Raw genomic sequence first — 13,631 nt, 5'->3', positions numbered from 1 at the left:
ATCAAAGGTTTCAGCAACCAACATAGTCCTAACCTATGCTTCGACTGCTATAACTGATACTTCGACTCCGCTCAGTACAAGTAACTGATAACTGATAACTGATTTAAGTGGGAACTTCACATCATGCTGCTACACGTTGGGGCATTTGTGCTTGATATCGATAGCAAGCAAGTTACTATCTGGCACAAACTTGCTCCCCGTACTCGGATACTATGTACATTGTTGTTCGTGTTTGCTACTGTCCTCACCCCAGATGGGCATTGGTGGACTTGGGCTATTTATGGATTAGCTCTCTTTTGCCTACTATTGCTAAGTCGAGTTACCCTACCAGTACTACTGAAACGCTTGGCAGTTGAGTTTACATTTATTGGTGTCGTTCTGTTGGGTACTTTATTCCGAGGTGGTGGCGAAGTTTTATGGTCTTGGGGGCCACTACAGATTACGACAGTGGGGCTAACTGTTTTGGGTAGTGTGACGCTTAAGGCATTGCTATCGCTATTGATACTAAATTTACTAACTTTAACAACTTCAGTAACAGCACTACTTCATGCCCTGTTAGAACTGAAAACCCCACCGCTACTAGTAGCGATTCTGGCATCTATGTATCGCTATATCAGCGTATTAATTGGCGAGTTTAACGCTATGCGCCGAGCCGCCGAGTCCCGAAACTTGATGAACAGCAATCGTTCGATACGTTTAATTGTCGGCAACATGATTGGAGCGCTGTTTATCCGCACTTATGACCGGGGAAATTTGGTTTATCAGGCGATGCTGTCACGAGGTTATCAAGGAGTACCACCAACGATAGAAAAAGTTCCGTCGGGTGGAAGGTATGATGTTGTGGCTCTGAGTTTGACTGTAATCTTGACGCTACTGGGTCAAGCTATTTACTGGCAAAAATAACTTTTGTTCACATTGTCTCAATGCATCATAATCCAATATCAATTCAAAATCTTAGCTATACCTATCCTGACGGAACTCAAGCTTTGAAAGAAATTAATCTGTCTATCAAAGCAACCCAGCGAATAGCATTAATCGGAGCCAATGGTTCAGGAAAATCTACGTTGCTGTTACATCTTAATGGAATTATCATGCCTCAATTGGGACAGATAACGATTGGAGAATGGCCTTTACAGGTTGAGAATTTACGAAACATTCGGAATTTTGTGGGGCTGGTGTTCCAGAATCCTGATAATCAGTTGTTCATGCCAACAGTTTGGGAAGATGTTGCTTTCGGGCCGATGAACATGGGTGTGCAAGGTGAGGAATTACAACAGCGAGTTCTGCAAGCAATGACAGCAGTTGATATCGATCCTCAATGGTATGGACAACGCTATACCGATAATTTATCTGGAGGTGAAAAGAAACGGATTGCGATCGCCGGAGTTTTAGCAATGAATCCACAGATATTAGTATTTGATGAACCCTCGGCTCAGTTAGATCCCCGTTCTCGTCGTCAGTTAATCGAGTTACTGCAAGGTTTACCTCTGACTCAACTGATTGCAACCCACGATTTAGATTTAGCTTTGGATTTATGCGATCGCACAGTTGTTCTCAGTCAAGGGCAGGTTGTGTACGATGGCGCAACTGAACAAGTAATGAGCAATCCAGAGTTCTTGGTTAGGCACGCTTTAGAGTCACCATTACGCTATAGCCGCCCTTACTGTCAGCTGGAACATGCACCTGTCATTTCATCTTGGAGAACGTGAATTTGTTTGAGTCAGTCACGTTCAATTGTTACCCAACAAGATTTTTTAGCACTAATTTGGATTTCAAGCTGGTAGTATAGCAAAGTGCTGAGTGCTGGTGCTGTTAGCGGTAGCGGGGCGTTTAGCCCGTGCTGAGTATAAACCCAGTGAAATCAAGGCTTTTTTATGGTTACTTTTTGTCTAAGTCCCACTAGCCCATTTGCGATCGCACTCAGCATCTCCATGATCATTGGTGCGATCGCTAGTTAACTTTATCAAGTTGATGTTACACCTATATTGATTGCTGCAACAACCTTCTAGCCCATTTGCGATCGCACTCAGCATCTCCATCGTCATTGGTGCGATCGCTGGACTAATTAAAACTCTAAAATCTGGCTAATTCCTACATTTCGCCCAGAGCGAGCGGAATTAACCAGATTGTTGCTGTCCTGAATTCAAATAAGGTTCGATCTTCTTCACAGTTCAGGAATACTCTGAGGCGTGCTCCCATATTTTATACCTACTTCAATACTTTCCCTGTATTTACATATTGTTACACATTTTGGTTTTACCCTGCCCACCTACTTAAGTGCATAAAACTACAAAACCTAACTGTATTTATTTATAAAGGTTCAAATACAAAAAACTCAATCTAGTTTGAAATTATCAAGGTAAAAAATTATGACAAGCTTTATTCAAGTTCACTTATACAACGATCTACTGCACCCAGTCCGCGAGTGGTTGGAAACGATAGAAATTCATAACTCCAAATTGGCTCATTTCCTATGCAAAGCTATTCCTGCTCAGTGTCCCTTTGAGCGAGACATCACGCTGTTTGGTCGGAAGCTATTTCATATTCCACCGATGTGTAAATTAAATCCTCTATACGAGGAAGTGGTTGGTTTGCGTTTTAGAGCGCTCTGTTATCTTGCCGATGAATGTGGTGAAGATATCACAGCTTATTGTTGATAGCCAGTTGGATTGTTCTTTGATCGAGCAGCGATCGGTAATTGCAGATTTACGGTTGTTACTTACTCAGGTTTATACTAAGCTAACGTACACCTAATTAGATGTTTAGCTATTAAGTAGCTGACACCTCACTAAAGTGTTTCCAGACCGTATTGTTGCTTACCGTATCCTGCTGAAATCATTAACATCATCATGACGCACATCTTACTGATTGAAGATGAGGTCAAACTGGCACGATTTGTCGAATTGGAATTGAATTATGAAGGCTATCAAGTCAGTATTGCCTACGATGGATTGACTGCACTCACCGCAGCGCGTGAGTTGCATCTGGATTTAGTAATCTTAGACTGGATGTTGCCTGGTTTGTCGGGGTTGGAAATTTGCAGCCGCCTGCGGAATATAGCTGAGAAAGTGCCGATAATCTTATTAACCGTCAAAGATGAAGTGAGCGATCGCATTGCAGGTTTAGACGCTGGTGCTGATGATTACCTCGTTAAACCCTTCAGCGTTGATGAATTATTAGCCAGAGTCGGCGCTCACCTACGAAGAAGCAAGCAAGCAGAGTACACAGATGTTTTAGAATTTGAAGACCTAAGTTTAAATCGTCGCACGCGGGAAGTGTACCGAGATCGGCGGTTAATTGAGTTAACTGCTAAGGAATTTGATTTACTAGAATATTTGCTGACCCATCCGCGACAGGTAATTAGCTGCGATCGCATTTTAGAGGAAGTCTGGGGTTATGACTTCATGGGCGATGCCAACATCATTGAACCTTACATTAACTACCTGCGCTTGAAACTTGAAGCCAATAATGAAAAATGTCTTATTCAAACTGTGATCGGTGTTGGCTACACATTGCATGATTGAATTGGGCATTGGGTATGGGGCATTGGGCAAAACAGTTCCTTTTTTCCGAGTTCCCAGTCCTGAGTAAAGAAGCAAGATTCCCAACTCAGCACGGGCTAAACGCCCCGCTTCCGCTAACAGCACGGGCTAAACCTTAGCTATCCGCTAACATGACTCAGCACTCTTGAGGGGCATGGGGCATTGGGAAAGAGGAGGCAGAAGGCAAAAGTTCTTGAATTTTGAATTTTGAATTTTGAATTGATTTCTCTTACTTCTTGTTCGTCTTCCCGTGTCAAATAACGGTAAAATCACAAACCCTCGATTATAGGAACATTTGGGGTTTTTGGCAATCTCAGCAAAAACTCATCCAACTCAGAGTTAATTATATTAGGATGCACAAAGCTGTAATCATCCAAAATCCAAAACCCAAAATGGCATGACCTATCTAGAAACAGCAGCGCAATTCTATCGTGAAGTTGCCCAAACCCCGCAAGTTGGACTTTGTTGTGTACAAAGTACGCCCCTGCAACTACCAGGATTGAAAATTCCTTTGCCAATGCAGGAAATGAATTATGGTTGTGGCACTACTGTTCACCCCACCGAACTAGGAAACCAACCTACTGTGCTGTATGTCGGCGTTGGTGGCGGCTTAGAAGCGTTGCAATTCGCTTATTTTTCCCGTTATGCAAGTGCTGTAATTGCCGTTGAACCGGTTGGAGCCATGCAAGAAGCAGCTGCACGTAATCTGGAAATTGCTGCTCAAGAAAACCCCTGGTTTAACACCAGCTTTGTAGAAATCTGCGAAGGTGATGCTTTTAACTTACCTGTTGCTGATGCTAGCGTTGATGTTGTGGCCCAAAATTGCCTTTTCAACATCTTTGAACCAGAAGATTTAACTCGTGCTTTAAAAGAAGCATATCGGGTATTAAAACCAGGTGGACGTTTGCAGATGAGCGATCCAATTGCTACTCGTCCCATTCCAGCACATCTTCAAGAAGATGAGCGACTGAGAGCCATGTGTTTATCAGGCGCACTCACATATCAAGAGTATACTGAAAGGATTATAAATGCTGGTTTTGGTCAAGTTGAAATTCGTGCCCGTCGTCCTTATCGCCTATTAGATTCCCAGACTTATAATTTAGAAGAAAACCTACTTTTAGAAAGTCTGGATTCTGTCTCATTTAAAGTTGCAATTCCAGAAGATGGTGCTTGCATTTTCACTGGAAAAACTGCAATTTATGCTGGTTCTGAACCCTTCTTTGACGATTTGGCAGGTCATATACTTCAGCTAGGTATTCCGGCTGCGGTGTGTGATAAAACTGCTGCTAAACTTGCTGCTAGTAAGCCAGCAGAAATAATTGTTACCAATTCAACCTGGCATTATAGCGGTGGTGGTTGCTGTTAATTTATTTAAGAAAGAATTCAGGTGTCAGGAGCCAGAATTTAGAATGGTTCTGTGCGACTGGGTAATAAATGCACAATTTGAATCTTTCACTAATTACATTCTGAATTCTAATTTCTGAATTCTGACTTCTTCTTTATAAACTCCAAAATGTTGTTAATTAGTCTGTTTTTAGCTACGCTTTTTTTAGCATATTCAAATGGAGCAAATGATAATTTTAAAGGTGTAGCAACGCTGTTTGGTAGCCGAACTAGCAGCTATCAAACAGCAATTTTATGGGCAACTTTCACAACTTTCGCTGGTGCAATAACTGCGACTTTTTTGGCAGGAGTATTAATTAAAAACTTCTCTGGAAAAGGACTGTTACCTGATGCGATCGCTAATGCTCCAGAGTTTCATCTTGCAGTCGCGATCGCTACTGGATTGACTGTAATCATTGCAACCCTCATGGGGTTTCCCATTTCCACAACTCACACTTTAACAGGTGCACTGGTTGGCGCTGGATTAGTTGCGATCGGACTACAAGTTAATTTTGCAGCTTTAGGAACTTCCTTTGTTTTGCCTTTATTACTCAGTCCAATCATTGCTATTCCCTTGGGAGCAGGAATTTACAGCTTATCTAGCTATATTAATTCAAAATGGCATCTACCAGTCAATCAAAAAATGATTGATGCTTGTCATTTTCTCAGCGCTGGAATTGTCAGTTTTGCTAGAGGATTAAATGATACTCCTAAGATTGTTTCACTCATCCTGATTATTGAATATTTCTCGATTCAGGGAGGAATGATCACAATAGCGATCGCAATGGCACTTGGCGGTTTACTAAACTCCCAAAAAGTTGCAATAACCATGAGTGAAAAGATTACCTCAATGAATCATACTCAAGGCTTATCAGCAAATATAGTAACTGGAGTTCTAGTCATTGCAGCTACTCGGTTTGGGCTTCCAGTTTCTACCACTCACGTTTCAGTCAGTTCTATTTTTGGTGTAGGATTAATTAGCAAAAAATCTAAATCTAATACTCGTGTTTTTTATCAGATTCTACTATCATGGATTTTAACTTTACCAACTGCTGCAATTATTAGTGCAATTAGCTACAGATTATTGCAAGGTTAGAAAAATTGAATATTGTTGTATATAGCGTTTCCTAATCACATGAGGTACATCATAGCCCCCTCTCGAAAAGCGGGGAGCCAGGGTGGTTTCATACGAAAAAAGAAAAATACATAAGTCTTGATTTCTCGTTTTGTGTCCGGGCTTTTTCCCTCACTTCCATTCCTCTCCCCCACGGGGGGAGAGGCTTTGAAACCCAGTTTTAGTTTTTCTCTGCTTGTATGAAACCACCCTGCTAAGAGCTTGTGGGGAGGGGAGACAAAGCGTAGCGTTGGCTCTTTGGGGTTCCGAGGGAATTAAGGGTAATTTAACGGACATGATTGATATTATTGCTGAATCGAGAATTAGCGATCAGATGGCAGTGTGAAGGGAAAAAGCGCTTATCCACACCCAGTGAAGTGAAAAGTTCCACCTTAGTCTGGGCATTGAGGAAAATTTCTACTACTCTAAAGTATAAAGTTCAATAGAAACAGCATATCTGAATGATCACCGATATCTTCGTCTCTTATTCACGTCGAGACAAAGCATTTGTTCGGGCACTCTACTCTGCGTTGCACAAACTTAATCAAACTGCTTGGGTAGATTGGAACGATATCGCCCCGGCGGTAGATTGGGTAATTAGCATTTACAAAGGCATTGAAAACGCGAATAAGTTTATCTTTATCATCAGTCCTGATTCTGTAGCTTCACCTTATTGTGGTGATGAAATTAATTATGCAATCAAACACAATAAGCAATTAGTCCCTGTCTTATGTCGTGAAACTGACTTAAGTAAATTGCATCCAGGAGTAGCAAAATTTCAGATCATCTCATTTTGTGGGGAGAGTGACTTCGAGTCTGCTTTAGAAAAGCTTTTACAAGCAATACAGACAGATTTAGAACACGCTCAGTTCTATACCCGTTTGAACAGTCGAGCACAAGAGTGGGAAAAAAAAGCTCGCCACGAGAGTTTTCTTTTAAGAAGCACAGAACTTGCATCTGCTGAACAATGGTTAACTGACAGCACTGACAAACATCCAAAGCCTTCCGATTTGCATAAGGAGTACATCACCGCCAGCCAAGAATGGCAACACCAAGAAATTCAACGGTGGCAAACACTATATGAAGAAGCTGAACAGCGACGTATTTCAGCCGAAAAAAATGAAATTAAAGCACTCTGCAAGTCATCAGAGGCTTTTGTTGCCTCACATCAACAGTTTGACGGTTTAGTGGAAGCTCTAAAAGCTGGAATTACATTTAAACATGCAAATTGGAGCCAAGAAACACCTGAAATAGAAAATGAAGTCGCATCTGCGCTCAGGCAAGCAGTCTACGGAATACAAGAATTCAATCGTCTAGAAGGACACACCTCTATTGTCAGAAGTATGTGCTTCAGTCCTGATGGCCAGATAATTGCCTCATCTGATGATGACGGAGCAATCAGGTTATGGAAAACAGACGGCTCATTGCTTAGAATTTTGTTCGGGCATACAGCCTGTGTAAATGATGTCATTTTTAGTCCCGATGGTCAGATCCTGGCTTCAGCTAGTGAGGATGAAACCGTAAAGCTTTGGAAAGTCGATGGTACCTTAATATCAACCTTCAGTGAGCATAATTGTGATGTTCTTGGTATAACTTTTAGTGCGGATGGTCAAACAATTGCTTCAATTAGTGTAGATGGAATTATTAAGTTCTGGAAACAAGATGGAACTTTAGTGAGAAGCTTTCTTGGACATAGCGTTGGTGGTCAAACTGTCAGATTCAGCCCAGATGATCGGATTCTTGTTTCTGGTAGTAATTCCCCCTCTGAAACGACCCTAAAATTCTGGAATCATGAGGGTAATCTACTTAAAACCGTACAGCAAACTCAAGGAAAAACGAGCGACGCGATCGCGAAGTTAAGCTAAAATTATATGGCTCTAGAGGAGTTCAAGAATATTGGATTTTGAACTGGCAATTACAACAAGTTGAGGTGTATCGCCGAGAAAAAGCAGTTCTGAAATTAGTGACAACATTATTTGCAACAGATGACCTCTCTTCACCTTTGTTACCAAATTTTGTTTGCACCGTGGCACGATTATTCGTGTGAATGCGCGGAACTACTAGCTCGGAACTCGCAACTTCGAGCTTAGTACAGTTTTGCGTAAAAGCGTAGCGTTTTTAATGCATCCTGACGCATTGGCATTGTATCGGGACGCATTAACATTGCATCGGGACGCATTGGCATTGCAAGGTATCGCTAAATTTAATTCGCTACGAATTAATGAAATGCTGTACTTAGAACTCGGAACTACTAGCTCAAGACAGAAAACATCAGGCTGAGAACCCTGAACATCAGGTTAAAAGCCTTGCATCAAGATTCCCACTAAAATTTGCATCAAGATTTCCAAATCAGTTGGCACTCGATACAACATTAAATCTTGACTCACTTTCCTCTCTTGACGATCAAAACTACCAAACTGCCAAATATCCCCAGTAGTTACAGCACCATACAAGATTGGCTCATCTGATTCTACCCACGTATCCAAGGCAATCAACTCCGTTGCTAACTGAGTAAACCCCCGTGTTAAGTCTGCCTGTTTTGCTTTTACCACTAAGACATTGTGTTTTGACTGAAGATAGTAATCTAAGTCACCTCTGAGATACTGGTTAACCTCAACGTAGATGCAACAAGTATTTGAGACAGTAATACCTATGCTTGAAACCCGTCCAATCCGCACCGAAGCTGATTATCGTGCTGCGCTTGATGAAATTGAAAGATTGTTTGATGCAGAACTAAACACACCAGAGTCTGACCGCTTGGAAGTTTTAACTACGTTGGTGGAAGCATACGAGCAAAGGCATTACCCAATCGAAGCACCAGATCCTATTGAAGCAATCTTATATTATCTTGAATCTCGTGGGTTGTCTGTAGATGAATTAGAGTCTGTTATTGGCAGTAAAGCAGAAATTGCCGACATTTTGGATCGCAAGCAGGCCCTAACCCTGGAGATGATTCGGGGTTTGCATCAACAATTGGGGATTCCAGTACAGATTTTGATTCAACCATACCCTTTGATGCAAAATTCAGCTTGATGGTGCTGGAATTAATTGAAATTTCAAAACTCGGAACTTCAAGCTTGGAACTTAAAAAGGGGGGAACCTTAAGAACCAACTTTTTTAGAAGGTTTGGGGATCTCTTGTGCGTAAGTTATAGCAAAGTGCTGAGTGCTGAGTGCTGTTAGCGGTAGCGGGGCGTTTAGCCCGTGCTGAGTAGAAACTCAGTATTATCAAAGGTTTCAGCAACCAACATAGTCCTAACCTATGCTTCGACTGCTATATATATCAGGTTTGAAAATGAACTCCACCAGTTCTGAGTCGAAAAGGTGGAGTTAAGAAGTTGGAGAGTTGGTAAATTCTCCTCACAAATGACAACTGACAAATGACAACTAACTAAATACGCGACTTGACAAATTTCTCTAATCTATCCATTCCCTTTTCAATCGTTGCCATATCTGTAGCATAGGAAAGGCGAATGTTGTCATCAGCGCCAAAAGCAATTCCGGGAATGACAGCAACTTGATGTTCTTCCAGTAAAGCGTCACAAAATTTTAGGGATTTTAGACCGGTTTTGCTGATATCAGGGAACAGATAAAAAGCGCCATCTGGTTTTGCGGTACTCAATCCGGGAATGGCGTTGAGTCTGTCTAGCATTACCTGTCGGCGTTTGGCGAAGGCTTGGCGCATTTCTTCGACACAATCTTGAGAACTTTGTAGCGCGGCGATCGCACCATATTGAGCAAACGTACACACGTTAGATGTACTATGCCCTTGGATGGTACTCGCTGCTTTAATGATTTCTACAGGCCCCGCTAAATAACCGAGACGCCACCCAGTCATAGAATAAGCTTTCGCAAACCCATTACTAATCAAAGTGCGATCAAAAATTTCCTTCCCCAAAGAACCGATGCTGATATGTTCTGCACCGTCGTAGAGAATCTTTTCGTAAATCTCATCAGAGACAACAAAGATATCTGCATCAACTACTACCTGCGCCAGTGCTTTAATTTCATCTGGCGTGTAAACCATTCCTGTGGGATTAGATGGGGAGTTGAGGATAAATAACTTCGTCTTCGGCGTGATTGCTTTACGGAGTTGTTCGGGAGTAATTTTATAACCCGTCGTTGCATCTGTAGGGACAATTACTGAAACTCCGCCGACCAAAGTCACCATTTCGGGATAACTTAGCCAGTAGGGTGCAGGGATAATTACCTCATCACCTGGATCGATCAGCGCCACTATTAAGTTGTACAGAGAATGCTTACCGCCATTGGTGACGATGACATTCTCAGACTTGTAATCAAGACCGTTATCAATTTTAAGCTTGTGGGCGATCGCTTCCCTTAACTTTGGTTCTCCGGCTGCTGCACCATACTTGGTTTTGCCTTCATCCAAAGCTTTGACTGCTGCGGCTTTAATATGCGCTGGGGTATCAAAATCTGGTTCTCCAGCGCTAAAGCTACAAACATCTATTCCTTCTGCCTTCAGTGCCTTAGCCTTGGCTGCGATCGCTAAGGTTAATGAAGGTGTTACCTGACTTACTCTTGCTGCCAGCTTCATTCTTACTATTTTTGGCAAATCTTTCACTTATTTAAGGATATCCCAGAATCTCTACCAAGATTTGCTTTTTCTGAATTTGTTGGGGAATGGGGAATGGGGAATAGGGAATGGGGAGTGGGAAATGGGAACTGGAAAAGAATTTCTGAACCTTGATTATTGACTCTTAAGAATGTATCGTATATAACTTTATTTTTACTGGAAACTAACTGTTTTTATGCAGATTAAGAAACTTTTGATTGCATCTTCTCTGCTAATTACTGGTCTTTTTATACCTAATGCTGCCATTGCTCAAAATCGCGGTACTCCGGGTAAATTTGATTTTTATGTGCTGACACTCTCCTGGTCGCCGGATTATTGTGCGACAAATGGTAATCGTGACCGGCAGCAGTGTGGTTCTGGAAGGAAACTTGGTTTTGTACTACATGGTTTGTGGCCGCAATATCAAACTGGCTATCCTGCTAATTGTTCCACACAAAAATTACCGTCGGAAGTAAAGCGACGGTTTCCTAATTTGTATCCTAGTAATAAACTTTACGATCATGAATGGGAAAAACATGGTACTTGTTCGGGGAAAACTCCTGCGGAATATTTGGGATTGAGTAAAAAATTAAAAGATGCGATCGCTATTCCCGCAGCTTATAATCGTCCTGCGAAACCCTTGCGTACCACAATCACAAATTTTAAAAATTCCTTTGTGAGTGCGAATAATAAAATTACTGCTGATGGTGTAGCACCTTTTTGTTCTGGTTCGGGAAGATTTTTGCAAGAAGTCTTCTTTTGTTATTCCAAAAACGGCGAACCTGGTATTTGTAGCGCCGAGATTTTGAAGCGATCGCAAAAAAGTTGTGGTCAGCCAGATTTTCTACTGAGAAACGTTAGATAAGAATGGGGAGTGGGGAATAGGGAATAGGGAATGGGGCATTGGGCATTAGTTATTTTTTCTTGCTCCCTCATCTCCCTCATCTCCCTCATCTCCCCACTCCCCACTCCCCACTCCCTAAGCTATTGTCACATCCAGGGACAAATAAACATCCTGAATCGTATGAAACAGTTTCACACCTTCCTCAAAGGGACGTTGGAAAGTCTTTCGCCCAGAAATTAATCCTGAACCACCAGCGCGTTTGTTGATTACGGCAGTGCGTATTGCTTCGGCGAAATCATTTTTACCAGTCGCGCCACCAGAATTAATCAACCCGACACGCCCAGAGTAGCAATTCAGTACTTGGTAACGAGTTAAATCAATTGGGTGATCGGTTGTCAGTTCTGTGTAAACGCGCTCATCTGTTTTGCCGTAACTTTTACCACTGGCTTTGGCAACAGCACCGTAACCATTGTTATTTTCGGGTAACTTTTGTTTAATGATGTCGGCTTCAATAGTTACACCCAAATGATTCGCTTGTCCGGTGAGGTCAGCTGCAAGGTGGTAATCTTTGTCTTGTTTAAAGGCGTTATTCCGCAGATAACACCAGAGAATAGTTACCAAACCGAGTTCGTGAGCGCGTTTAAAAGCTTGGCTGATTTCTTGGATTTGCCTGGTAGAATGCTCTGAACCAAAGTAAATTGTCGCACCTACCGCCGCCGCCCCTAAATTCCAAGCTTGTTCGACATCAGCAAACAATACCTGGTCAAATTGATTGGGGAAAGTCAGCAATTCGTTGTGATTGATTTTGACAATAAAGGGAATTTTGTGGGCATATTTGCGCGAAACTATCCCTAATGTCCCCAAAGTGGTAGCAACCGCATTGCAACCTGCGGCGATCGCTAATTTGACAATATTTTCTGGATCAAAGTAAATCGGGTTGGGCGCAAAAGACGCGCCAGCTGAGTGTTCAATCCCTTGGTCTACTGGTAGAATCGAGAGATAGCCTGTGTTTGCCAGACGACCAGTAGAATAAAGTAACTGGAGATTACGCAATACTTGAGGATTGCGATCGCTGTTAAGCCAGATTCGATCTACAAAGTCTGGGCCCGGCAAATGTATTAAATCACGAGAAACTTTTGCTTTGTGGGTAAGCAGGTCTTCAGCCTCTTTACCTAGCAATGACTCAATAGAATTAGCCTCTTTGAGCGTTGTAGTCATAGTATTATCCTCAAAAACTGAGCAAATGACCTTGCTTTTAAGATAGCATTTCTAATATTGCTAACTTGGTTGTACGGAGATTAATAATATGTCTTCTTTCTGAAGATATAGTAATTTTATTGTATAAGTGAAAATCAAAAGGCTTAGATTACCCACTTATTTTTAAGAAGTCGGGAATCTTGTTGTAAATGATTAAGTAGGGCTATACTACCGGAAGTATTCAATCAACTTTCGGAATTAATGTTTTCAACTCAGTTATCAACTTCAAACAGTACAATCATACTATATTGGGATTGTAGCTGAAAATTGAAAACCCATCTTCCCCCAATTGTGGTAATAATTGCGAACAGAATAAATACAATTCTATGAGTAAGTTTCAAATCGATATCGACTTCAGCAATATAGATTTAGCTTCTCTTGAGACAGAAGAAGATTTTCAACGAGAGGCAAAAATGTTACTCCCAAAGGCACTGGTCAAACTAGGTGAAAGTGTGGGTGAAAAAACTTGGGAAGAATTACAGCAAAAGCTGCAAGGAACTGGAGGTAAACTCAAATCTTCTCCCAGCGAGAAACGTAGGTTTATTCAAGAAACTGGAAGAACTTATCAACGAAATGCTAGTAACAGAGAAAAACAAGAACTAGAAGACTATATAGTAGAGCAATTACGTCAGCACAAATAGTATTTGTCATCAGTTAACTTATCAGAGCGATTAATATGGTGAATGGTCAATACCAAGTTGAAATAGCACTCAATACTAAGGGACTCATCATTAAGTCAGATATTGACAAAAGGCAATGCAAAACAGTAGAAGATATTGCCCAAAAGCAAGAAAGCACAAATTCCAACCAGAAAACGATTAAATAAGAATAAAAATCAGTGATGAATTAGAATCAATAACTTCTAATTTATTGTAAACGAGTCTTTGATACTCGCCGACGAGTCTTTGATACTCAT

16 protein-coding genes and 1 pseudogene are annotated in these 13,631 nt (G+C 41.5%); 13 read left to right on the top strand and 4 right to left on the bottom strand.

The genetic code is table 11. The features are described 5' to 3' along the window. Positions 1 to 123: 123 nt before the first annotated feature. Both cbiQ and RMY63_RS36285 read left to right on the top strand, forming a co-directional pair. Positions 124 to 903: a cobalt ECF transporter T component CbiQ gene (gene cbiQ, locus RMY63_RS36290; protein WP_322733335.1), complete on the top strand. Its 780-nt coding sequence runs from the start codon at positions 124 to 126 to the stop codon at positions 901 to 903. Between the two features lie 20 nt (positions 904 to 923). Then, complete coding sequence (locus RMY63_RS36285) at positions 924 to 1,709, top strand: energy-coupling factor ABC transporter ATP-binding protein (RefSeq protein WP_322733334.1); 786 nt, start codon at positions 924 to 926, stop codon at positions 1,707 to 1,709. Positions 1,710 to 1,889: 180 nt separating this feature from the next. On the opposite strand, the gene RMY63_RS36280 is transcribed toward RMY63_RS36285, so the two are convergent. Beyond that, a complete protein-coding gene (locus RMY63_RS36280) occupies positions 1,890 to 2,045 on the bottom strand; it encodes a hypothetical protein (protein WP_322733333.1) in 156 nt (51 codons plus the stop codon). A gap of 324 nt (positions 2,046 to 2,369) precedes the next feature. On the opposite strand from RMY63_RS36280, the gene RMY63_RS36275 reads away from it, so the two are divergent. The 7 genes and pseudogenes from RMY63_RS36275 to RMY63_RS36245 all read left to right on the top strand — a co-directional run bounded on the left by RMY63_RS36275 (position 2,370) and on the right by RMY63_RS36245 (position 8,319). Further along, entirely contained in the window at positions 2,370 to 2,657 is a 288-nt protein-coding gene (locus tag RMY63_RS36275; RefSeq protein WP_322733332.1) for a Mo-dependent nitrogenase C-terminal domain-containing protein, read from the top strand. Positions 2,658 to 2,849: 192 nt separating this feature from the next. Then, on the top strand, positions 2,850 to 3,524 hold the full coding sequence (locus RMY63_RS36270; RefSeq protein WP_322733331.1) for a response regulator transcription factor: 675 nt from the start codon (positions 2,850 to 2,852) through the stop codon (positions 3,522 to 3,524). A 415-nt stretch (positions 3,525 to 3,939) separates the two neighbouring features. After that, positions 3,940 to 4,908 carry an arsenosugar biosynthesis arsenite methyltransferase ArsM gene (arsM, locus tag RMY63_RS36265; RefSeq protein ID WP_322733330.1) on the top strand — a complete coding sequence of 323 codons (969 nt, stop codon included), beginning with the start codon at positions 3,940 to 3,942 and terminating at the stop codon, positions 4,906 to 4,908. 147 nt (positions 4,909 to 5,055) lie between these two features. Next, positions 5,056 to 6,021: an inorganic phosphate transporter gene (locus RMY63_RS36260; protein WP_322733329.1), complete on the top strand. Its 966-nt coding sequence runs from the start codon at positions 5,056 to 5,058 to the stop codon at positions 6,019 to 6,021. A 479-nt stretch (positions 6,022 to 6,500) separates the two neighbouring features. Beyond that, positions 6,501 to 7,904 carry a toll/interleukin-1 receptor domain-containing protein gene (locus RMY63_RS36255; RefSeq protein ID WP_322733328.1) on the top strand — a complete coding sequence of 468 codons (1,404 nt, stop codon included), beginning with the start codon at positions 6,501 to 6,503 and terminating at the stop codon, positions 7,902 to 7,904. Next, positions 7,871 to 8,086 (top strand): annotated as a pseudogene (locus RMY63_RS36250) (Uma2 family endonuclease); the annotation flags it as partial. The gene RMY63_RS36255 and the pseudogene RMY63_RS36250, both read left to right, overlap by 34 nt. 74 nt (positions 8,087 to 8,160) lie before the next feature. Then, a complete protein-coding gene (locus tag RMY63_RS36245) occupies positions 8,161 to 8,319 on the top strand; it encodes a hypothetical protein (RefSeq protein WP_322733327.1) in 159 nt (52 codons plus the stop codon). 17 nt (positions 8,320 to 8,336) lie between these two features. Here the strand turns inward: RMY63_RS36245 and RMY63_RS36240 are convergent, their stop codons facing one another. After that, the gene (locus RMY63_RS36240) at positions 8,337 to 8,591 is read right to left on the bottom strand and encodes a hypothetical protein (protein ID WP_322733326.1); all 255 of its coding nucleotides are present in this window, start codon (positions 8,589 to 8,591) and stop codon (positions 8,337 to 8,339) included. Positions 8,592 to 8,691: 100 nt separating this feature from the next. Between RMY63_RS36240 and RMY63_RS36235 the strand changes: the two genes are divergently transcribed. Further along, positions 8,692 to 9,072, top strand: coding sequence for a transcriptional regulator (locus tag RMY63_RS36235; protein ID WP_322733325.1), 381 nt, complete (start codon positions 8,692 to 8,694; stop codon positions 9,070 to 9,072). A 357-nt stretch (positions 9,073 to 9,429) separates the two neighbouring features. Here RMY63_RS36235 and RMY63_RS36230 read toward each other — a convergent pair whose 3' ends face one another. Next, on the bottom strand, positions 9,430 to 10,596 hold the full coding sequence (locus tag RMY63_RS36230; RefSeq protein WP_322733324.1) for a pyridoxal phosphate-dependent aminotransferase: 1,167 nt from the start codon (positions 10,594 to 10,596) through the stop codon (positions 9,430 to 9,432). 214 nt (positions 10,597 to 10,810) lie between these two features. Here RMY63_RS36230 and RMY63_RS36225 point away from each other — a divergent pair, with 214 nt between their 5' ends. Further along, positions 10,811 to 11,479, top strand: a complete 669-nt coding sequence (locus RMY63_RS36225; RefSeq protein ID WP_322733323.1) for a ribonuclease T2 family protein — start codon at positions 10,811 to 10,813, stop codon at positions 11,477 to 11,479. 114 nt (positions 11,480 to 11,593) lie between these two features. Here the strand turns inward: RMY63_RS36225 and RMY63_RS36220 are convergent, their stop codons facing one another. Next, a complete protein-coding gene (locus RMY63_RS36220) occupies positions 11,594 to 12,676 on the bottom strand; it encodes a class I fructose-bisphosphate aldolase (RefSeq protein WP_322733322.1) in 1,083 nt (360 codons plus the stop codon). A 365-nt stretch (positions 12,677 to 13,041) separates the two neighbouring features. Between RMY63_RS36220 and RMY63_RS36215 the strand changes: the two genes are divergently transcribed. Together RMY63_RS36215 and RMY63_RS36210 are read left to right on the top strand one after the other, a co-directional pair. After that, positions 13,042 to 13,356: a hypothetical protein gene (locus RMY63_RS36215; protein ID WP_322691125.1), complete on the top strand. Its 315-nt coding sequence runs from the start codon at positions 13,042 to 13,044 to the stop codon at positions 13,354 to 13,356. Between the two features lie 35 nt (positions 13,357 to 13,391). Continuing rightward, positions 13,392 to 13,541: a hypothetical protein gene (locus tag RMY63_RS36210; RefSeq protein WP_322733321.1), complete on the top strand. Its 150-nt coding sequence runs from the start codon at positions 13,392 to 13,394 to the stop codon at positions 13,539 to 13,541. Positions 13,542 to 13,631 lie beyond the last annotated feature (90 nt).

This window comes from Nostoc sp. ChiQUE01b (assembly GCF_034531255.1).
Taxonomy (GTDB): domain Bacteria; phylum Cyanobacteriota; class Cyanobacteriia; order Cyanobacteriales; family Nostocaceae; genus Nostoc.
Note: the sequence above shows the minus strand (reverse complement) of the source record. Positions and strands in the feature narration are given on the sequence as shown.